Here is a 22,156-nt window from a genome sequence, read left to right as displayed (position 1 = left end):
GTGCTCAGTCGCGTGAGGATTTCTTGCCCGTATCCGTTTGTCCATCTGCGGCGCGCTTGGCAGCGTCGTGGCGGATCTGCTCTTCCTGATAGGACCGGATCGCTGCCTCGGTTGCATCGGATACTCCGCGGGAGAGCGTTGTGGCAGCTTCGCTGACACCTTTCACTACCGGGGTGACGGCGTCCTCAACCGCTTTCGACGTGGAATCCCACAACTTTGCTGCCGGATTCAGCAACTGCTCACGGACTTTGCGCCGCATGACCTTGCCCAGCTGATTACGCGGCATGGTGGAGATGAACGCGATCTGGCGCGGCAATGCGTAGTGCGAAATCGACCGCTCTGCCCATTCGCGGACCTGATCCAGCGAAATCAGGGGAGCGCCCTCGTCCATGATCAGCGCAGCGGTCACTTCCTCGGTCTCATCGCCCTTCGGCAGACCGACAACGGCCACGTCCTTCACCCCCGGCATGGAACGAATCGCGTCCTCGACCTGCGAGGGATACACGTTGAAGCCGCCGGACAAAATGAGTTCCTTGCGGCGGTCCGCGAGCGTGATGAAGCCGTCATCGTTGACACCGATATCGCCTGTGCGAAGCCAGCCGTCCTGTGTGAAGACTTTTGCGGTTTCATCGGGAGCATCCAGGTAGCCTTCAAAGACTTGCGGACCGCGCACGATGATCTCGCCTGGCTCGCCATCGTCGACATCACGCGTGGGATCCTCAAGGTCGACCAGGCGCAGCTCGGTGGAAGCGAAGGGGATGCCTAGAGTTCCGTGTCGCCTGCCTGGTCCCAGAGGTGATCCGCAGATGACAGGAGAGGTCTCAGACAAGCCATAGCCCTCCAGGATAATGCCGCCGGTATATTCTTCCCATTCGTCGGCGAATGCGGTGGACAACGGCATCGCTCCGGAGACCGAATACCGGATGCTGTCGAGCGGCGTATGCGTCTTTTGTGCTTCCTTCAGGATCCTCTCAAACATCGCGGGAACACCGACAAAGAAGGTGACGGCACGACGACGATGCGCAGCAACAGCCATTGCCGCATCGAAAGTCGGCATCAGTACCTGCGTCGCCGCCTTCCTGACGGAAGCACACAGGAAGAACGTCAACCCGAATGCGTGGAAGTAGGGAAGCAGGGAGAAAAACGTTTCCGCTCCTTCGTGCAGCTTCCACACCCAGAACAGGTTCTGATTGACGTTGGCGCCGATGTTGGTGTGAGTGAGCGGAACCGACTTCGGAATACCGTTGGTGCCGCCCGTGTGCAAGATAACGGCTCGATCTGAGCCAGTTGGATGCGGATAATCGCGACGAATACTGTGAGCAGCGGCCACTGCATGATCCCAGGAACGCGTCGAATCAGGAACCTCACCACGCATCTTGTCATGCATCTGCTTCGCCTTGGCGACCGGCAACTTCAGTGCGAGGCGCTGAATGGTGGGAAGGCCGGCTGCGATATTGACGGTGAAAACCTTCTCGATGTCAATCGACCCGTCAGTGGGGTAGGAGCCGACGCATTTTTCCCACACAATGGCGACCTTGGCGTGGTGACGCTTGAGCTGGCCTTCAATTTCGTGGGCGGGTGCGAGCGGATTATGCTCAGCCGCTACGGCTCCGATCCTCATGCAGGCATAGAACGCAACAAAAGCCTGCGGGCAGTTCGGCAGTGCGATGGCGACCACGTCGCCCTTTCGCACGCCAGCATCCACCAGCACCTGGGCGGCACGCAGCACCTGAGCGAGGACTTCCCGATAGGTCGTGGTCGCACCCATGTAATCCAACGCCACATGCGACGGGTACAGTCGGGCAGTCGTATTGAGCAGTTCGAACAGTGGCGTGTCCGGGATCGGAATTTCATACGGACATCCCGGCTCATAGTGGGCGTGTGCCTGCTCGACGATACTCATAGCGCAATCTCCTCACCGATACGGTTCGATGCTATCGCACCGCCAACACTGCCTCCCAATCGAGGCGCTTGCCGTCACACTTCCGGTGCAGCGAATGTATCGCACTTCTCCAGCGAGCCGTTTTGCACGCCAGTTTCAAGCCAGCGTTGTCGCTGTTCAGCTGACCCATGTGTCCAGCTTTCAGGATTGGTCGTGCCCTGCGCCTGCTCCTGAATACGGTCATCACCAATGGCTTCGGCAGTCTGCCATGCCTGCGCCAGTTCCTCAGAAGTCGGCTCTTTCAGGAATGCCTCGCCTGATTCGGGATCCTTGGTCTGTGAGGCCCAATGCATCCACACGCCGGCGTAGCAGTCTGCCTGCAGTTCAAGACGCACTGCATCACTTTGCTCACCGGTCTCCTGGCTGCGATGTTCGGCAAAGATGCCGCGAAGATGCTGGATGTGATGGCCCCATTCATGAGCGACCACATACTCCTGAGCCAAAGGTGCGTTGGCAGCACCGAGCTGCGATTCCATCTGCTGGAAGAAACCCAGGTCCAGGTTCACTGACGCATCTGAGGGGCAGTAGAAAGGACCGACCTGTGAAGAGGCCGTACCACACGCTGTGTTCACCGCCTGCTCGAAGAGCTGGAAGCTGGGCGGCTGGTAGTCCATTCCGGCCTGCTCGGGCAACTGAGTCTGCCAAACTACGTCCAGTGAATCAGCGGTCGTCACCATGCGGCATTCGACGTACTGATTGGCATCTGCACCAGTTTGGCAGTGTTCCAGAGACGATCCGGACTGTTCTTCCACGCTGGGCTGCGCCCCTCCGGCCAGGCCGGTCAGGTCGATTCCCGTCAGACGTGACAGCAGGAACAGGCCGATCAGTACGGCAACGGATCCACCACCGATGGCAACGCCACGTCCGCCGCGGCTGGTACGCACTCGTCCAGAATTAGACTGGACCCCCTCGTTAAAACTCATATCGCAAGAGTAGCCCCTAGCGTTGGTCAGCGTGATGATAGCGTCCGAGCATTTCATCACGGAAAGCATCGAAGTCACCTGACTGGATGCTTCCGCGGATCGCATCGACCAGGTGCACAGTGAACCACTCATTGTGAATTGTCGCCAACGTGGACGCAAGGATCTCCCTGGCCTTGAACAGGTGACGCACGTAGGCGCGGGTGTAGTGCTGACACGTGTAGCACCCGCATCCATCGACCAGGGGAGTGAAGTCGTCAGCAAAGCGCGCATTCGTCACGTTAAAGCGCCCGTCCGGGGTGTAGATCGCGGCATTTCGCGCTACGCGCGACGGATTCACGCAGTCGAACGTGTCCGCCCCAGCTTCCACTCCGGCAAACAGGTCATCCGGTTCGGAAATTCCCAGCAGGTGACGAGGACGATCGTCGGGCAGCTCCTCGCATACCCACGACACAATGCGCCCCAGATTCTCTTTCTCGAGGGCGCCTCCCACTCCGAACCCGTCAAAGGTGCGGCCATCGACTTCCATCTGCGCCAGGGTGCGCGCAGCACAGCGACGCAGATCCTCATACTGTGCGCCCTGGACAACGCCGAAGAGCTGCTGGTAAGGATGATCCGCGCGCTCGTGGGTCAAACGTTCATGTTCAGCAAGGCAACGCCGCGCCCACTCATGCGTACGCTCCAGGGATTCCTCCTGATACCAACGCGGATGCAGCAGCGAGGTCAACTCGTCAAATGCGAACATGATGTCTGCACCCAGCTGATGCTGAATCTGCATCGACTTTTCCGGAGTAAAACGGTGATGGGAACCGTCAATGTGGCTTTGGAACACCACGCCGTCACTGTCGACCACTGCGCGCGAAGATTTCACGGCCTGGCGGAACATCCAGTCCTGCTCGGCGGCAGAAGCCTCCTTGTAGACTCCCGAAAACTCCTGCGTGAGCACTTTCTTAAAGCCAGCGCCCAGTGAGAGCACCTGGAAACCACCCGAGTCGGTGAATGTCGGGCCGTGCCAATTCATGAATGCGCCGAAGCCGCCGGCACGATCCACGATGTCGGATCCGGGCTGCAGGTACAGGTGGTAGGCGTTCGCGAGGACCGCCTGGCCGCCCAGATTCGCCACCATCTCGGGAACCAGTGCCTTGACGTTGGCTTTCGTGCCCACTGGAACAAATGCGGGGGTGTGGATCTGACCGTGAGGCGTGGTAATGACACCCGTGCGGGACAGTCCCATACCGCTGTCGTGACGGTATGTGACCTCGAAACCGACTCCTCCCTCGCTCACTGTGCCAGCTTGGCCGGGCTGGGGCGTGATTTCTGGGTGCGGGCGGGACGGGAGCGCGATCCACTGCGGCGCGTCAGTCATGCGTTACCTCACGTTCATGCGCGGCGTTGCGCTCTGGCTGTTCCCAGCGGCGCACCGCACCGATCACTGCGTAGGTCAGGGGCAGGAAAATGACCTCGACTCCCACCTTGTACAGGTATCCGACCACCACGTAGTTGACGAAGTCCCATCCGGGAATAATCCCGGCGAAGGCGATGGTGCAGAAAATCAGCGTGTCAGCCAGCTCGCCCACCATTGTCGAACCGATGAGTCGAACCCACAGGTTACGCTCACCCCACCGCTGGCGCATGCGCACCAGGACCCAGGAGTTCAGCAACTGCCCGACCAGATAGCCACACACCGATGCAGCCACGATGCGTGGCACGAAACCGAGCACGGCGACGAAAGCATCCTGATTCTCATACCCCGGGCCTACAGGGGCAGCCCCGACAACCAGGAAGGTCAGGGAGGCCAGGATGGAAACTGCAAAACCGGTGAGAATGACGCGCTTGGCCCGCGCAAAGCCATAAATCTCAGAGAGTAGATCGCCCAGGATGTAGGTCAGTGGGAACAAGACCGCGCCGCCATCGAAAACCAGCATGAGCGGGCCAATATGGATCCCGATCACTTTGGTTGCCACGATATTGGAGATCAGCAAGAATGCGACAAAACATATTGCGACGATGTCGTAGACGGATCGATGACGCTGGACGCGTGGTTGTGAAGAAGTACTCATGACGTGTTTCCGTACCTGGGTCTAAGGCCCGCTTTAGCGAGGCCTGCGCTGGCCGCGTGCACCGAAACGGTGTCCCGAGTGATGATCACCCGATCCGCTGCGGGGACGACGCACATGTCCTGCATCGGTGGCACGCGAACGCGGCCCGCCATCAACACGGATACGCAGCGTACGCCCGGCAACCTGGGCTTTACCGAGTTTTTCCATCTGATCGTCGGACAGGCTCGGGCCGATGTCCACCAGTGAGAATGTCGGGTAAATATCGATACGGCCCACATCAGAGCCTTTCAGATGAGCTTCGCCCGTGATTGCTCCAACAATGGATCCAGGTTTGACGCCATCTTTCTTGCCGACTTCGATGCGGTAGCGCGTCCCCATCGGGGCACGCTGTGGCTTGCCGCCGGCGCGCCGGCGGGCACCGTTCTTCCCACCCTTGAGCGGCTTCGAATCACGCCCGTTTTCAAAAGACGCAGACAGGAACTCACCGTTCTCATCGAGGACTTCCTCGCGGCGAATCTTGCCGTCGGAGCGGCGGTCCTTGTGATCGTGCGTGCCATTGTCATGGACAGTGCGCGCCAGCATTGCTGAGGCGATGATCAGTGGATCGCACGCGTGCTCATCTGCGAACTCGCGGATGAGCTGCTCGAACATGTCGAGTTGCCCGCGTTCAATACGCGTGGGCAACATGTCGAGGAAATGGCGCGAACGGAACTCGCTGACAGCCTGTGGCGTGGGGATGTGGACTTCCTCCATCGCAGTGCCCGTCAGTTTTTCGATACGACGCAGACGGTAGTGCTCGCGAGGAGTGAAGAACGACAGTGATTCGCCTTCGCGGCCGGCGCGCCCGGTGCGACCGATACGGTGGACGTAGGCTTCAGGTTCGCGTGGCACATCAAAATTGACGACCAGGCCGATCCGCTCCACGTCCAGGCCTCGGGCCGCCACATCGGTGGCAACCAGAACGTCCAAAGAACCGGACCGCAGACGCTCCACCATGCGCTCACGTTCCTGCTGTGCCACATCGCCGGAAATTCCGGCCGCGCGGAAACCTCGAGCCGTCAGATCCAGTGAAATCTCTTCAGCATCCAGTCGCGTGCGCACAAAGACGATGACGGCGTCGGCCGAGCGGGTCGACAAGACGCGGGCCAGCGCATTGTTCTTGTGTTTAAACGGCACAACCGCGTAGGTCTGGTGGATGGTGTCAACGGTCGACGACTCTTCCGACACCGCTATCTTCAACGGATCATGCAAGTGGGTTTGCGCCACTTTTTCAATCGCTGCCGGCATTGTGGCCGAAAAGAGTGCCGTGACGCGTTGGGTGGGAACTGTGGCGGCGATGGTCTCCACATCCTCGGCGAATCCCATGCGCAGCATTTCATCGGCTTCATCAAGGACGAGCATACGCACCGAGGACAGATCCAGCGCGCCCTTCTCGATCAGGTCGATCATGCGGCCAGGTGTGCCCACGACGATCTGCGCGCCATCCTTCAGCGCGCGAAGCTGCGGGCCGTATGCAGAGCCACCATAGACGGCGACAATGTTGATGCCGCGGTAGCTCGCCGCAAACTCTTCCATCGCATCGGCTGACTGCAGCGCCAGTTCGCGCGTCGGAGCCAGAACGACCGCCTGGACATCCTTTTCTTTCGGATCAATCAGCGTCAGCATCGGCAGTCCGAATGCCGCCGTCTTACCGGTGCCGGTCTGCGCGATGCCGACCACGTCACGCGCCTCAAGCAGTGCGGGAATCGCCTCAGCCTGAATGGGCGTGGGCGTCTCGAATCCCATCGCTGTGACCGTGTCCAGCAGGGGAGCGGGCAGACCGAGGTCAGCGAAGTTCACCTGATCGTCGGCGTCGTCATCCTCGTCGTCATTTCCATCGTAATCCTCGTCATCTTCGAGGTCGATGTCGTCCTGATCGACATCGTCGGCATGGTCATTGTCGTCAGTTCCATCGGCGAGGGCCTCGCTGTCAGCATCCGAATCCTGTGCAACGTCGTCCTCGTGAAACAGAACGTCATCGAGGCCGAGGGCATCGGATGTGGACATAGGGACAGAATCTTGTGAAGGCACGGTTTCCTCTTACTGTTGTGAACACAGGGCTCGCGGTTTCGAAAAATGCCACCAGGAACGCCTGGGGCTACAGGGCGCGACCCATTACACCAACAACACACATCGGCTCCTGGCCGATCACTATCACAGTGGGAAGCGCCTTGACGAGCTTTAACACTATTGCGTTTCGCGCTCATTTCCTAGCGTGAGCGGCGGTGAAATGCCTCACCGCGCCTGTTTTGAGCGGATTCTGGAGGAGGCGAACACCGCCAGCAGGCACACGCCCAGCGCGATTACGGGGGCTGGAACATACTGAATACCGCCCTCAAACGCCGGCATCCAGACGGCCAACACGACCGAAACGATTGCCAGTTCCACGGCGCCGCCCGCATTGTCAGCAATCTGGAGCCACGAGGAGGCCCGTCCGTGTTCAGACGGATCAATTGACCCGAGCGTGAGATCAGACAATGTTGAGTGCACCATTCCGATCCCCAGACCTGTAATACTCCACCCCACAAGGGCGACAACCGGCGGGAGCCCTTTCAACACCAGGAAACACACGGGAAGAACGCCGACCACCATGAGGCTCGCGCCCACCAGCGGCAGTCTTTCACGCGTTGCCTGAGTGTTGACGCGCGTGGGAATCGCTGAGCCTATCGCCCACGTGATTGAGCCAATCGTCACGGCGAGCGATGCATGACTTGCACTCCATAAGTGCACACGCTGGAGAACAAGCGGCAGGAAAACCTCCGCGCCAGACAGACCGCCCATGACCAGTGCGCGAGTGGCAATGATTGAGGCAATACCGGGGCGAAGAGTAAACGTGCCGTCGGGAACCAGGCGCTTCAATGTCATGGCACAGCCGGCCAGGCCGAGAACAGTCGCCGCAACGAGCGCCCATCCACTCAGCGTTCCTGCAAATTGCACCAGCACAACGGAGCCACCCGCTCCGGCCGCCAACGCGGCCAGATGACGCATCGAACCTTCGACTGCCCCCTGACGAGAAGGGAAACGCCGCAGCACGGGGACCATTGCCGCCAGGCCGACGGCAGCGATGAACGGCACTACGCCGAAGACCCATCGCCAGCCCCACGTGGCCGTGACCCATCCGGCAATCGCAGGACCGACCAGAGAGGGAAACACCCACGCCATCGAAAAGGCGGCGAAAAACGTGGGCCGATGTCGCGGTGACGCGATGGAGCCGACGAAAACATAGATCGGCACCATGACGAGGCCACCGCCCAGGCCCTGAATCATGCGTCCGATGACGAAGAGTGCGATATGCCCGGCGAATGTGCACAGCGCCAGCCCCACCACAAACAGTGCGGCACCCCACAGCAGCACCTTGCGCGGGCCGCGCGCATCACACAGAGGTCCGGCGATGACGGTGGAGGCAAGCTGCATGGCGATCGCCGCTCCGGACGCGACGGCGAACCACGTATCCGATCCCAGATCAGCCACAACATTCGGCATGATCGTCATAGCTGCCAGCGCTTCAAATGCTGCCAGGGTGATCAAGACGATGGAACCAGCCAGCAGAACTTTCTCATCGCGACTCCACCGCGCGACGGCGTCACCCTTGGTGATCTGAGCAGGCGTTTCGCGGTTGGTCTCCATGAGCCGTAGACTACCCTGTGTCACTCTGGATTGCTGCGCTGCCTGTTTCGCAGATGCGGCGACCAGTGAAGTCAATGAAAGGAAAACTGGTGTTACGCACACACACGATCTCTCAGATGGGGACCGACCTGGTCGGTCAGACAGTGACATTAACCGGGTGGGTTGACCGCCGCCGTGATCATGGAGGAGTGGTGTTCATTGACCTGAGAGATGCCAGCGGAATCGTGCAGGTTGTTGTCCGCGATGAATCCGTCGCCCATGAGCTGCGTTCAGAATACTGCCTGCGGGTAACCGGCGAAGTCAGCGCCCGTCCCGAAGGCAACGAGAATCCGGAACTGTCCACGGGGCAGGTTGAGATTCTGGGCGATGACATTGAGATTCTGAACACCTCGCCGGCTTTGCCTTTCCAGGTGTCGGCCCATGCCGAAGAATCCGGCAGCGTGGGCGAAGAGACACGTCTGCGCTACCGTTTTCTCGATCTGCGTCGCGCCCAGTTGCAGCATGCGATGCGTTTGCGCTCGCGCGTGTCGAGGGCGGCTCGCGAAGCCCTGTACGAACACGACTTCGTGGAAGTTGAAACACCGACATTGACGCGTTCCACCCCTGAAGGTGCCCGCGACTTCATCGTGCCGGCGCGCCTGTCTCCAGGCTGCTGGTACGCCTTGCCTCAGTCACCGCAGTTGTTCAAGCAGCTCCTCATGGTCGGTGGAATGGAACGCTACTTCCAGATTGCGCGCTGCTACCGAGATGAGGACTTCCGAGCTGACCGTCAGCCCGAATTCACTCAGCTTGATATTGAGATGAGCTTCGTCAGCCAGGACGACGTCATTGCCGTGTCCGAGGACGTGCTGCGAGCAGTGTGGGCTGAAATCGGTTACGACTTGAAGACTCCGATCCCACGCATGCCGTTCAACGAAGCAATGGCCAAATACGGCTCCGATAAGCCGGATCTGCGTTTCGGATGCGAACTGATCGACCTGACCGACTACTTCAAGGACACCCCGTTCCGCGTCTTCCAGAACCCGTATGTGGGTGCAATCGTGATGCCAGGCGGTGCTTCACAGCCTCGCCGCACCTTCGACAAGTGGCAGGAATGGGCCAAGGCTCGTGGAGCCAAGGGACTGGCCTACGTGACCATTGCCGAGGACGGAACACTGGGCGGTCCCGTAGCAAAGAACATTTCCGATCAGGAACGCGAAGGCCTGGTCGAGGCCACAGGAGCCAACCCCGGTGACTGCATCTTCTTCGGCGCCGGAAAGCCCACAGCAACCCGCGAACTGCTTGGCGCTGTGCGGCTGGAAGTGGGACGCCGCTGCAACCTGATTGACGAGGACGCATGGTCATTCGTGTGGATCGTCGACGCACCCCTGTTCAAACCGACCGGCGAAGCTGAAGCAGAAGGTGACGTGGCGCTGGGGCACTCCTCATGGACCGCTGTCCACCACGCGTTCACCATGCCGCAGGACGAATGGCGTGACAACTTCGAGGACGACCCGGAGCACGCGTTGTCCTACGCCTACGACATCGTGTGCAACGGCAACGAAATCGGTGGCGGCTCGATCCGTATTCACCGCGACGACATTCAGCAGCGCGTCTTCAACGTGATGGGAATTTCCGAGGAAGAAGCCGAATCGAAGTTCGGATTCCTCATGAGCGCACTGAAGTTCGGCGCACCGCCACACGGCGGCGTGGCATTTGGATGGGACCGCATCGTCTCGCTGCTCACGCATGCCGACTCGATCCGTGACGTCATCGCCTTCCCGAAGTCCGGTGGCGGATACGACCCGCTGACCGACGCGCCCGCGCCGATCACGCCGCGTCAGCGTAAGGAAGCAGGGGTCGATGCGAAACCGCGCAAGCGCGGTGAAACAGACCAGGATCAGAAGGCCGACAAAGCCGACAAGGCGGAGAAGGCCGAAAAGGTTGGCCAGGCTGACAAGTCGTGATCGTCAGTGCCATTTTGTCAGGGCGGCTCGGACACACATGTGTCGGGTCGCCCTCGGCTTTTACGACGCCAGGCGTTCAAACAGTCTGGCACGCCGCGCAAGATAGTCGCCCTCGCTGATCCATCCGGACGAAAAATCAACAGTGCGATCCGGATCCATGATGCGCAGCACCTCCTCGCGACCAATACGCTTGGCGGCGTCGTGGAACAGGACGAGGTCTTCGAAGGCAGCTCGGAGCATTTCGTAACGTAGCGAGTAATACACGCCGAGGTCGTCCGCCGGATACACGACGAATGGGTCGCCTGAGAAGAACGCTCCGCCGGCGCTGGAATCGGCGAACGGATTAATGGGACGCACCGACAGCTGCGAGTAGTAGAAGTCAAACGCCCAGTGCAGAAAACCGCGACTGTTCGCGCAGAACAGCTGCAGACCGAGCATGCGGTGACGAATTGGGCGCTGCGCAATGAAACGGTTGGCCACAGCGTTCGCCTGACCCACGCAGTAGTACACCCAGGATGGCTCGTAGCCAGCCTCACGGAAACGCGTCACCGCAGTGGTGGCCACGATCGGATGATCAACCAGGTCGATGTAATCCGGATCGGACAGTGCATCGCCCACCATCTGCCCTTCCAGCAGATCGATCACCTGCTTGCGCGCCGCCTGATAGCTGGAACGGTTGGTCTCATCAGGCTCGTCTGAAATATGCCACCAGATCGCATCACCGAGGTTGCGTCCACGGAAATAACCGATGAGGAATGGGATGAGCTGTTCGACAAACGCGAGGTACTTGGGCGAGGTTGCCTCCGTGTCCCATCCGAAACGCCGTTGTTCCCCCTCAGTTGTTTTCACGATGAACTGCGGACACGCGTGCGCACCCCACTGCGTGAACAGGTGTGGCAGTTCGAGGTAGCGGATACCCGCATCCAATGCCATATCAACCCACCGATCGAGACGCTCCGTGGCGAAGTGGTACGTCCCGTCATAGCTGATATCCAGTAACTGTGTCGCAGGCCTGTAGGTGCCGACCGCCGTGTCGAGTGGGGGAGACCAGATCGGGGTCAGCAAGCTGTTCACGCCCATCTGTGTAGCGGCCCGCACATGATTGGCGAGGGCGTGCCAATGCTGCTCGGACCACATGGGAACGTGAAAGTACGTGGCGAGGCAATCCGGATGCAGCCACTGGGTGTTGATGAAATCGCTGTCGTGGTGTGTCAGATCAACGCCTGTGACAGATACGGTTTGTTCGAACAGATTTGAATCGGCGTGGGTGACAGTTACGGTGATTGTGCCCGAAAATGCCGGCACACTCACCCATACGGCATTCCATCCCATATGGTGCGCCTGCAGCACAACAGTCGTCAGAGCACCGTCGACGCTCGCGTCCAGAGGGGTCAGCAGATCGGGCAGCAGGGATGGTTGGGTTGCCAGATACCCGTCATCTGCATCTGCCGGTGCTGGCAGGCCGGCCGCAACCAGGTCAACGTGACAGACCTGGACGGGCTCACCGTCCGTGCGAATGGTCAACGTCAATTCAGAGCGCGACCAGTACACGTCCTGGTGCTCGTGCCAGGCCACCTGGAAATTGATCGACTGACCGGTGCGCGTGACCAATGGATGCGTGAGCGAGTCGGGCTCCTCGCTGGGAAGCACCTTTGTCAGGTCGTCAACCAATCGGATATCGACGCGTGAAGTGGGGGCAGCCATCAAGATCCTTCCGCACGGTGTCAGTTGCCTTCCACTGTGCCATGAAGTTCTCGCCCGTGCCGCCTAACGACGCTGATCAATGGGCACTTTCTTTTTGGAAGAGACACGCGACAAGTTCCAGCGAAGAGGACAAAAATGAGGCACACTAGAGACATGGCTCACATTGAAATGCATCCGGAGAATCCACAAGCCCGCTTGGTCACTAAGACCGTTGACCTCCTCAAGGAGGGTGGCACCATCGCATTACCGACCGACTCGGGATATGCGATTGCCTGCACCCTGGGGAACAAGGAAGGGATGGATGTCATCCGGCAGATCAGAAAACTCGACGAGAAGCACAACTTCTCGTTGCTGTGTCATTCCTTTGCGCAGCTGGGTGAGCTTGTCATCGTCGACAACCACCAATTCCGCACGATTAAGGCGCTGACGCCCGGACCGTACACGTTCATTCTCCAAGGCACCAAGGTCGTGCCTCGTATGACGCTGAACAAGAAGAAGCACACAGTGGGCGTCCGGCTGCCAGATCATGTGATTACTCAAACGATTGTCGAAGCTCTGGGGGAGCCGCTTCTGTGCTCGACTTTGATCATGCCTGGCGAAGACGAGCCGTTGGTGGACGGACACGATGTTGACGACCGCATCGGCAACATGGTGGATCTTGTCATTGTTGGCCCGGTCGGTCTGGCCGAACCGACAACCGTCATCGATTACACCGACGGTACGGCAGTGATCGCCCGTAAGGGCGCTGGCGACACGTCACTATTTGAATAGAAGTTTCCTGTGCGCTCTCGCACTGTGGAATGGCACAGCGCGAGAGTACACGAATTTGGGAATTTTGCTCACAATCAGTATCCAAATTTCAGTTCCTTAGGTAGCATCCGGCATGGAGCTATATTCGAAGGAGCGATGTTGTGAGCGAACACGTCAGGCGAGAACCGCGCAGGACACGTGTGTGGATCCTGATCGCGGCATGCACTGCCGTGCTGGTTGCGCTGGTCGGTTCGGGGGCTGCCTACGCTGCCCACTACGATGAGCGGGCGCTTCCCCGTACATCTGTTGCCGCTATTCCAGTTTCAGGAATGACGCATGACGAGGTCGTTGCCGCTATCAACGAACGTGCGCAGAACATTCGTGTCACCGCCCGGGTTGACGGCAAAGAAACTGAGATCGCTCTGGCTGACGCCGGTATCCAGATCGACGCCGAAGCCACAGCGACCCTGGCTCTTGAATCGAGCCGTTCCTGGACAAGCCGCCTGCAGGGACTGTTCACATCCCGACAGATCCCGGTGGTGACCACAACGGATGAAGAGGCACTCAGCGCGATGGCGGAAACGCTTGCGCGTCAAGCGGGACCTGCTGCCGTCGATGCGTCCGCCCACTACGACGCCGACCGTGATGCATTCGTGGTTGATCCTGCCGAAAATGGCACAACGATTGACGCGCAAGCACTGACGACAGCTCTGATGGACGCTGCGACAACGCTGGGCGACACGGAAGTTGACCTGTCCTCGACGCAGTCGGAGCCGTCCGTAACCACAGAAGCCGCACAGCAGGCTGCCCAGCAGGCAGATGAAATGCTGGAGCCAGACGTTTCACTGACCGACACGATCGATTCCTTCACACCCTCGCGCGCCGACGTTGCCCAGTGGATTTCCTTCGAGAACACGGACAGCAAGCTCACCGCCCACTACTCCTCTGAAGCTGTTGGCTCGTGGGTATCAGCAACTGCCCAAGCCTCAAATGTGGAAGCCGACCCTACGATCAACAACGTCAATGCTGCAGGCGACGTGCTGGTAGAAGCATGGCCAGGTAAACCCGGCCTGAAAGCCAATAATGTCGCTGACCTGTCGAACGCGCTGATGAGTGCCCTCGACAATGGCGAAACGTATGAAGGCACGATCACCTATGACGACGTGCCGCAGGAAACGAAGACGCGCCCGATCGCCCCGGGTGCGGAGAATCTGCCGTATCCGGCTGCTGAGGGCGAAAAGTGGATCGATATTGATCTGACCAGGCTGACGGTCACCCCGTACATTGGCACGAAACAGGCTCACGAACCCATCAGCATTGTTCCCGGCTCACCTGGCCACGAAACGGTCACCGGTCTGTATCACGTCTACCTCAAGTATGAGAAGCAGGACATGGGGTGCACACCCGAGTGGCCATACTGCGCCAAGGACGTGCCGTGGGTGTCCTACTTCACGGGCTCGTACGCCATGCATGGCGCACCGTGGGTGAGTGAATTCGGATGGTCCGGACCGGGCGGTTCGCACGGATGCCTGAACATGCCCGTGTGGGGCGCAAAACTCATCTACGATTTCGACGAAATCGGCACCCCTGTCATGAGTCACTATTAAGCCGTATCCCTATGGATTTATTTGACAGTGAAGGCATTGACACCAATGGGGTACCCTCGTTCGACGAGCATGCGCCGCTCGCTGTGCGGATGCGCCCCACCTCGATTGACGAGGTTGTCGGGCAGAACCATCTGCTGACGGCGGGATCGCCCCTGCGACGCATGCTGTCAGCGGCAGCAGATTCTGGACCGCTCTCCTCCATGATCCTGTGGGGTCCGCCGGGAACCGGTAAAACGACCCTTGCCTACCTCGTGGCACGCGCCTCACATCGACATTTTGAAGAATTGTCCGCTGTTTCATCGGGAGTCAAGGACATTCGCGATGTCATCGCATCGGCACGCCGTCGCACCGCTGCCAGCGGCGAAGACACCATCTTGTTCGTTGATGAGGTCCACAGATTCTCCAAGTCCCAGCAGGACGCACTGCTTCCGGCTGTTGAAAACCGGTGGGTCACACTCGTGGCGGCGACAACCGAGAACCCGTCGTTCTCCGTCATTTCGCCACTGCTGTCACGTTCTTTGCTGTTGACGCTGCATCCACTCGACGAAGACGGGATTAGCGCATTGATTACCCGCTCCCTTGACGATGCTCGCGGACTGAAGAGTGAATTCACCATCGACGAGGCCGCTTTGGCTAGCCTCGTCCGACTGGCAGGAGCAGATGGCCGGAAGGCGTTGACACTGCTTGAAGCTGCAGCAGGTGCGGCGCGCGATGCGGACGATACGGTCATTGCTCAACACCACGTGGAAACCGCCGCAAACCAGGCGCTCGTGCGGTGGGATCAGGACCAGCACTATGACGTGGCTTCCGCGTTTATTAAGTCAATGCGCGGATCTGATGTCGATGCCGCCGTGCACTATTTGGCTCGGATGATCGAAGCGGGGGAGGACCCTCGCTTCATAGCCAGGCGCGTCATGATCTGTGCCTCTGAAGACGTGGGAATGGCGGCGCCGGAAATCCTCGGAATCTGCGTGGCAGCTGCTCAGGCAGTGGCGATGGTCGGCATGCCTGAGGCGCGTATTATCCTGGCACAGGCCGTGATCGCGGTGGCGACCGCCCCGAAATCCAATGCGTCCTATCTCGCGATCGATAAGGCGCTGGCCGACCTGCGCAGCGGGAAAGGCGGCCCGGTGCCTGCTCATCTGCGTGATGCCCATTACGCAGGTGCGAAGAAACTTGGGCACGGGGAAGGCTACCTGTATGCCCACGATGCGCCGCATTCTGTGGCCGCACAACAGTACTTACCGGATGATCTGCAAGGCACTCAGTACTACCGTCCAACTGAAAACGGAACTGAGGCAATGATCACGAAGCGGCTGACAGTGTTAAGGCAGCTGCTGTCCATGGGGTAAGCTATGAGGGTTGTCCACGACAACACCTGGGGTCTTAGCCGTTTGTGTTGACCCCATGTTCGGTTCAACGGGAGCCGGACATGACCCATGAAACAGGAAAGGAAACCGTTTTATGTCGACGAATCGTTCACGGAAGCAGGTGCGCCAGTCACGCGCACTCGGAATCGCGCTGACCCCGAAGGCTGTGCGTTACTTTGAGAAGCGCCCCTACGGCCCCGGCGAGCACGGCCGTACCCGGCGTCGCCAGGATTCCGACTACGCCGTTCGTCTGAAGGAAAAGCAGCGTCTGCGCGCACAGTACGGCATCCGCGAAGCTCAGATTCGCCGCATCTTCGAAGAAGCTCGCCGTCAGGACGGCCTGACCGGTGAAAACCTGGTTGAGCTGCTCGAAATGCGCATTGATGCTCTGGTTCTGCGTGCAGGATTTGCCCGCACCATCCAGCAGGCTCGCCAGGTGGTTGTCCACCGTCACATCATGGTGGACGGCAAGATCGTTGACCGCCCCTCTTTCCGCGTGAAGCCCGGACAGACGATCCAAGTCAAGCCAAAGTCGCAGACCACTGTTCCGTTCGAGATAGCCGCCTCCGGCGTGCACCGCGATGTGCTGCCGGCAGTTCCGGATTACCTCGACGTTGAGCTGGAACGTCTCAAGGCCACACTGGTGCGTCGCCCCAAGCGCGCTGAAGTCCCGGTGACCTGTGACGTGCAAATGGTCGTTGAGCACTACTCGCGCTGAGTATGAACGTGTGATGAGGACCCCGGGTGCCTGTGCGCCCCGGGGTCTTTATCGACACACCGTTCGAGGTCACCCTTCAGGTGCACCTCGCTTTCCCTCTATTTTTCCAATACGATGAGGACACATGCGCACCTCTGAGATTCGTTCCCGCTGGCTCGACTACTTCGCCGCACACGATCACGAAATTCGTCCATCAGTTTCCCTGATTTCTCCCGATCCATCGATTCTGTTCACGATCGCGGGGATGGTGCCGTTCATTCCGTATATCACCGGCGTTGAACCGCCGCCGTGGCCGCGCGTCGCATCGGTGCAAAAGTGTATCCGCACCAACGACATTGACAACGTTGGACGCACCACGCGCCACGGCACGTTCTTCCAGATGAACGGAAACTTCTCCTTCGGTGACTACTTCAAGGAAGGTGCGATCCACCTGGCGTGGGATCTGCTGACCGGCTCGGAAAAGGACGGCATGTACGGCCTGGACGGGGATCGACTGTGGACGACGCTGTGGGAGAATGATGACGAGTCCTACGACGTGCTGACCAAACAGATCGGTATGGATCCGCGCCACATCGTCAAGCTTCCACGCGAGGAAAACTTCTGGGATACAGGCCAGCCCGGACCGGCCGGTCCATGCTGTGAATGGCATTACGATCGCGGCCCCGAATACGGTCCCGAAGCTGTTGGCGGCACCGTTGACCCGGGCGGCGACCGCTACCTCGAACTGTGGAACCTCGTCTTTGACCAGTACATGCGTGGCGAAGGTAGCGGAAAGGACTATCCGCTGCTAGGCGAACTCGATGACAAGGCCATTGACACGGGTGCAGGTCTCGAACGCCTCGCATTCGTCCTGCAGGACAAGCCGAATATGTACGAAATTGACGAGGTTTACCCCGTCATCCAGGCCGTCGAAGAGATGTCCGGGCGCCACTACCATGACGATGCCGATGACGACGTTCGCATGCGCGTGGTGGCTGATCATATTCGCTCCGCGATGATGCTGATCCTCGATGGCGTGCGACCCGGAAACGATGGACGTGGATATGTTCTGCGGCGCCTGATGCGCCGAGCCATCCGGTCGATGCGTCTGCTGGGTGTCGATACATCCTCACTCCCGACGCTGATGCCGGTTTCACGTGACGCCATGGCGCCGTCGTACCCGGATCTGGTGACGAACTGGGATCTTGTCTCAGATGTTGCGTACGGTGAAGAAGAATCGTTCATGCACACCCTCACCTCGGGCACGACGATCCTGAACGCGGCAGTCAAGCAGGCCAGGGAAACGAGCCAGGAGGCGCATTCGACGGCCACCCTCAGCGGTGAAGACGCGTTTGCGCTGCATGACACTTACGGCTTCCCGATTGATCTGACCCTCGAGATGGCGGCCGAACAGGGCGTGAGCGTGGATGAACAGCGCTTCACGGAGCTGATGAACGAGCAGAAGCAGCGTGCTCGCCAGGATGCTCGCGCCAAGAAGACCGGACACGTTGATGTTCGCGTTTTCCACGAGATTGCACACGAGCTGGGCGGGCAGTCTCAGTTCCTCGGATATACCGACATGGCAGCCGACGCGCATGTGGCAGCAATTCTGGTGGATGGCCAGTCAGTGCCCGCAGCAACAGCTCCCGCACATGTTGAGGTCGTCCTCGACCAAACACCGTTCTACGCGGAGATGGGCGGTCAGCAACCCGACCACGGCACCATTCGCGTGGCAGAAGGCGGAGGAGTGGTCCGCATTGATGACGTGCAGGCTCCGATCAAGGGGCTGACGGTCCATCGCGGTGAACTGGTCGAAGGTACCATTTCTGTCGCTGCCGACGCGTGGGCGGAGATCGACACTGAACGCAGGCGCGCCATTGCGCGCGCACACACCGCCACTCACATGATTCATCGCGCTTTGCACCAGATCGTCTCGGACAACGCTACGCAGGCAGGATCGGAGAACTCGCCGTCACGTCTGCGCTTCGACTTCCGCCACAACAGTGCGCTGGAAGCCAGTCAGGTTGATGACATTGAATCCCTGGTCAACGATCGGCTGTCTGATGATCTGGCTGTGACGGATGAAGTGATGCCAATCGAACAGGCTCTGCAGACCGGAGCTATGGCGTTGTTCGGTGAAAAGTACGGTTCCGAAGTGCGTGTTGTGTCGATCGGCGGCGACTGGTCGAAGGAACTGTGCGCAGGTACTCACGTCCCCACAACCGGACATATCGGACGCATCGCGCTGTTGGGTGAATCATCCATCGGATCTGGTGTGCGCCGTATCGATGCACTGGTCGGATCTGGTGCCTACGGATTCCAGGCTCGCGAACATGCCCTTGTTTCGCAGCTGTCATCGCTGCTCGGAGGGCGCCCCGAAGATCTGCCCTCGCGCGTTGAACAGCTGATGGCGCGTGTGAAGAAAGCAGAGAAAGCGCTCGAGGAGGCCGAAACGCGCGGCGCGCTGGCACATGTCGACCAGCTCATCGCTGAGGCCACAATGCATAATGGCATTCGCGCCGTTGCCGCATCGGCCGGCCAGATGAGTTCTGCCGACAACGTGCGTTCCCTGGCGCTCGCCGTGCGCGACAAGATGGGCGAGGGTGAGCCCGCGGTGGTGGCACTGATCGGAGATATCGACTCCAAGCCGAGTATCGTTGTCGCAACCAACCAGAGTGCGCGTGAGCGCGGCGTCAAGGCTGGAATGCTCGTGCGCACTGCTGCGCAGGTTCTCGGTGGAGGTGGCGGTGGCCGTGATGACGTTGCCCAAGGTGGCGGTCGTGATCTGACGAATATGGATCAGGCCCTGTCAGCGATCACCGACTCGCTGAAGTAAACAGGGAAGGTAGACCTGGTGAGCATGCGAACGGGAGTACGTCTGGGACTGGACGTGGGGACCGTGCGCATCGGTGTGGCCAGGTCCGATGAACGCGGGATCGTGTGCCTGCCGGTGGAGACCGTTCATGTTCAACGGGATCATTCTGAAATCGATGATCTGTTGGACATCATCGATGAATACGATCCGATTGAGATCGTGGTCGGGCTGCCTCGGCACCTGAAGGGGACAGAGGGACAAAGTGCCCATATGGCCCGTAGCGTGGCCAACCGAATTGCGGCACGCTGGCGTGGCGGACGCATCTGTATGGTGGATGAACGCTTAACCTCCAATCAGGCTCACAGCAGGCTCCGGGACAGTAAAGTGGAAACTCACCGCCATCGGGAGATGGTGGACCAGGTCGCGGCTCAGATTATTCTGGAGCTAGCGCTGGAGAGCGAACGAATATCGGGGACTCCGCCAGGGCAGACCGTGTCTCTGGGAGATCCATCGTTGAGTAGTGGAAAGGCCGAACGTGACTGATTCAGACCCATTGCGGCCACCGTTCCCTTCACGAAGGGATCGTCACCGTCACCGGCAAACCTCGCAAGAATCCAGGACCTCTCAGCCCTCACAGCGTGTACCTCGCCCATCGTCAGGGGGCACTCCGGCAGGTGGTGTGGAACTACCGACGCGCGCGCAGCGCCGTGCACAACTCAGTGCCGAGGCGCGCCGCAATGCAGCTCGTCAGCAGCGCAAACGTCGAACTCGACGCAAAATTCGGACTTTTATCGTCATCATTGCCGTGCTGGCTGTTCTGGGCGGAGCGGCATATGTTGCCGTGTCTGCACTGAAGTCCACCGGAGTTGTGGCGGACCAAAGCGATGACTACCCAGGCCCCGGCTCAGGAAGCGTCGAAGTCACCATTAACAAAGGCGAGATCGGTTCCGATATTGGAGCTAAACTTGTCGAGGCCGACGTGGTGAAGTCAGTTGCAGCCTTTAACCGCGCGTTTGACGCAAATAAGGCGGCATCGGGCATCAAACCCGGCACGTACCAGCTGAAGAAACAGATGTCAGCTTCTGGTGCCGTGGCAGCGTTGCTGGATGAAACCAACCGTACGGAAAACACCGTGACTGTCACCCCAGGTTCGGTACTGAAGCAGACTCTCGATAAAATGCGTGAAGTGAGCGGCTTCAGTGACGAGGCGATTCAGGAAGCCATCAACAACCCTGAAGCACTGGGACTGCCTGCGCAGGCTCAGGGTAATCTCGAAGGCTGGCTTGAACCAGGTTCGTACGAGGTATCTCAGGACGATACGCCTGCTGACCTGCTCTCGGAGATGATTCAGGCGCGAGTCGACGCACTGGATCAGGCAGGAGTGCTCGAGGATCAGCGCCAGACCGTCCTGATTAAAGCTTCCATTGTGGAGCGCGAAATGCACCTGGAAAAGTACATGCCGATGGTGGCACGCGTCATTGAAAACCGCTTGAAGGACACTGAAGGTGAAACTCGTGGCCAGCTCAAGATGGATTCCACCGTCCTGTACGGTGTGGGCAAGTATGGCGGCGTTCCTACGAAGGATGACCTGGCCAACGACAACCCGTATAACACCTACCTGATCAAGGGACTGCCTCCGGGGCCCATCGCCTCGCCATCATCCACAGCAATTAACGCGGTCCTCAATCCTGAACCCGGTGACTGGCTTTATTTCGTCACCATCGACCTTGACACCGGTGAAACCCTGTTCGCGACGACGAACGAGGAACAGGAAAAGAACAAGGTAAAGTTCGATGAATATTGCGAAGCCAATCCCGGAAAGTGCTGACACGAGCCGCTGGGCGGCGGTCATTGGGTCGCCCGTGGCGCACTCGTTGTCACCCGTCCTGCACAGGACCGCATGGGACGATCTGGGGTGTGACCCACGGTGGGCCTACCGACGCATCGAATGCGACAGGGACGGCGTTGCATCCCTGATCCAGCAGTGGGATCCGAACTGTCTGGGACTGTCAGTGACCATGCCGTGTAAGCAGGTCATTGCCCCGCTCATGGATGTAGTTGATCCGCTGGCCAAAGCAGTGGGATCCATCAACACTGTCGTCCCGGCAGGCGGGGTACTGACCGGTCTGAACACGGATGTCGAAGGCATCGTGGAAGCTGTCAGGCGAGCGCGCACTGGACTCGAGCCGATTCGCAGCGCAACGATCCTGGGGGGCCGCGCAACTGCCTCATCCGCGCTGGCTGCGCTGAAGAGCATGCACGTTGATGATGTCCGTATCGTCGCGCGGCGCTTTTCGGGGCCAGGATCCGTTGTTATGGCAGAAAGCCGCCTGGGCGTGACCAGTACCCACATCATGTGGGATGACACTGAACGCGTCATCGCCAGCCTGGATGAAACTGATGTCGTGATCTCCACTATGCCCGCCGGCGTGTGTGACAACATTGCCGCACGTGTACGGCCACGATCCGAACAGACTCTGCTGGACGTGGTGTATGCACCGACTATCACACCACTCGTTCAGGCCTACCGTGACCGTGGGGCGCGCATTGCTCACGGCCTCGACATGCTGGTATTCCAGGGACTGGCGCAGGTGCGCGTGATGACCAGTCGAACACCCCGAGTCGAACCCGTCATGGATGCGGTGTATCGTGCAGCGGAAGTACCTCGAGCATCATGAT

At 59.6% G+C, this 22,156-nt stretch carries 16 protein-coding genes; 9 read left to right on the top strand and 7 right to left on the bottom strand.

Annotation, left to right across the window (positions count from 1 at the left end; genetic code table 11):
- Window positions 1–4: 4 nt before the first annotated feature.
- The 6 genes from HMPREF2975_RS09685 to HMPREF2975_RS09660 all read right to left on the bottom strand — a co-directional run bounded on the left by HMPREF2975_RS09685 (window position 5) and on the right by HMPREF2975_RS09660 (window position 8,588).
- Window positions 5–1,903 carry an AMP-binding protein gene (locus tag HMPREF2975_RS09685; protein WP_083314515.1) on the bottom strand — a complete coding sequence of 633 codons (1,899 nt, stop codon included), beginning with the start codon at window positions 1,901–1,903 and terminating at the stop codon, window positions 5–7.
- Between the two features lie 74 nt (window positions 1,904–1,977).
- The gene (locus HMPREF2975_RS09680) at window positions 1,978–2,865 is read right to left on the bottom strand and encodes a KPN_02809 family neutral zinc metallopeptidase (protein WP_058236813.1); all 888 of its coding nucleotides are present in this window, start codon (window positions 2,863–2,865) and stop codon (window positions 1,978–1,980) included.
- 16 nt (window positions 2,866–2,881) lie between these two features.
- A complete protein-coding gene (gene tgt / locus HMPREF2975_RS09675; RefSeq protein WP_070727340.1) occupies window positions 2,882–4,228 on the bottom strand; it encodes a tRNA guanosine(34) transglycosylase Tgt in 1,347 nt (448 codons plus the stop codon).
- Window positions 4,221–4,922 carry a queuosine precursor transporter gene (locus tag HMPREF2975_RS09670; protein WP_058236811.1) on the bottom strand — a complete coding sequence of 234 codons (702 nt, stop codon included), beginning with the start codon at window positions 4,920–4,922 and terminating at the stop codon, window positions 4,221–4,223. The genes tgt and HMPREF2975_RS09670 overlap by 8 nt, the downstream gene beginning before the upstream one ends.
- Window positions 4,923–4,955: 33 nt before the next feature.
- A complete protein-coding gene (locus HMPREF2975_RS09665; RefSeq protein ID WP_083314514.1) occupies window positions 4,956–6,968 on the bottom strand; it encodes a DEAD/DEAH box helicase in 2,013 nt (670 codons plus the stop codon).
- Window positions 6,969–7,196: 228 nt separating this feature from the next.
- Complete coding sequence (locus HMPREF2975_RS09660) at window positions 7,197–8,588, bottom strand: MFS transporter (RefSeq protein ID WP_083314513.1); 1,392 nt, start codon at window positions 8,586–8,588, stop codon at window positions 7,197–7,199.
- A gap of 89 nt (window positions 8,589–8,677) precedes the next feature.
- Here HMPREF2975_RS09660 and aspS point away from each other — a divergent pair, with 89 nt between their 5' ends.
- A complete protein-coding gene (gene aspS / locus HMPREF2975_RS09655) occupies window positions 8,678–10,534 on the top strand; it encodes an aspartate--tRNA ligase (RefSeq protein ID WP_070727417.1) in 1,857 nt (618 codons plus the stop codon).
- Window positions 10,535–10,594: 60 nt separating this feature from the next.
- Here aspS and HMPREF2975_RS09650 read toward each other — a convergent pair whose 3' ends face one another.
- The gene (locus tag HMPREF2975_RS09650; RefSeq protein WP_070727337.1) at window positions 10,595–12,238 is read right to left on the bottom strand and encodes a DUF4091 domain-containing protein; all 1,644 of its coding nucleotides are present in this window, start codon (window positions 12,236–12,238) and stop codon (window positions 10,595–10,597) included.
- Between the two features lie 153 nt (window positions 12,239–12,391).
- Between HMPREF2975_RS09650 and HMPREF2975_RS09645 the strand changes: the two genes are divergently transcribed.
- From HMPREF2975_RS09645 to HMPREF2975_RS09610, 8 genes are all read left to right on the top strand, one after another.
- The gene (locus HMPREF2975_RS09645) at window positions 12,392–13,009 is read left to right on the top strand and encodes an L-threonylcarbamoyladenylate synthase (protein WP_058236807.1); all 618 of its coding nucleotides are present in this window, start codon (window positions 12,392–12,394) and stop codon (window positions 13,007–13,009) included.
- A gap of 140 nt (window positions 13,010–13,149) precedes the next feature.
- The gene (locus tag HMPREF2975_RS09640) at window positions 13,150–14,595 is read left to right on the top strand and encodes a L,D-transpeptidase family protein (RefSeq protein ID WP_070727333.1); all 1,446 of its coding nucleotides are present in this window, start codon (window positions 13,150–13,152) and stop codon (window positions 14,593–14,595) included.
- An 11-nt stretch (window positions 14,596–14,606) separates the two neighbouring features.
- Window positions 14,607–15,947: a replication-associated recombination protein A gene (locus HMPREF2975_RS09635; protein ID WP_070727330.1), complete on the top strand. Its 1,341-nt coding sequence runs from the start codon at window positions 14,607–14,609 to the stop codon at window positions 15,945–15,947.
- 112 nt (window positions 15,948–16,059) lie between these two features.
- Entirely contained in the window at window positions 16,060–16,683 is a 624-nt protein-coding gene (gene rpsD / locus HMPREF2975_RS09630; RefSeq protein WP_058236804.1) for a 30S ribosomal protein S4, read from the top strand.
- A 124-nt stretch (window positions 16,684–16,807) separates the two neighbouring features.
- Entirely contained in the window at window positions 16,808–19,498 is a 2,691-nt protein-coding gene (alaS, locus tag HMPREF2975_RS09625; RefSeq protein ID WP_070727327.1) for an alanine--tRNA ligase, read from the top strand.
- 24 nt (window positions 19,499–19,522) lie between these two features.
- On the top strand, window positions 19,523–20,020 hold the full coding sequence (gene ruvX / locus HMPREF2975_RS09620; RefSeq protein WP_058236802.1) for a Holliday junction resolvase RuvX: 498 nt from the start codon (window positions 19,523–19,525) through the stop codon (window positions 20,018–20,020).
- 136 nt (window positions 20,021–20,156) lie between these two features.
- Window positions 20,157–21,305: an endolytic transglycosylase MltG gene (mltG, locus tag HMPREF2975_RS09615; RefSeq protein ID WP_227469360.1), complete on the top strand. Its 1,149-nt coding sequence runs from the start codon at window positions 20,157–20,159 to the stop codon at window positions 21,303–21,305.
- Window positions 21,271–22,155: a shikimate dehydrogenase gene (locus HMPREF2975_RS09610; protein ID WP_058236801.1), complete on the top strand. Its 885-nt coding sequence runs from the start codon at window positions 21,271–21,273 to the stop codon at window positions 22,153–22,155. Before mltG ends, HMPREF2975_RS09610 begins: the two co-directional genes overlap by 35 nt.
- Window position 22,156 lies beyond the last annotated feature (1 nt).

It is taken from the genome of Actinomyces sp. HMSC065F12 (assembly GCF_001814535.1).
Classification (GTDB): Bacteria; Actinomycetota; Actinomycetes; order Actinomycetales; family Actinomycetaceae; genus Pauljensenia; species Pauljensenia radingae_A.
Note: the sequence above shows the minus strand (reverse complement) of the source record. Positions and strands in the feature narration are given on the sequence as shown.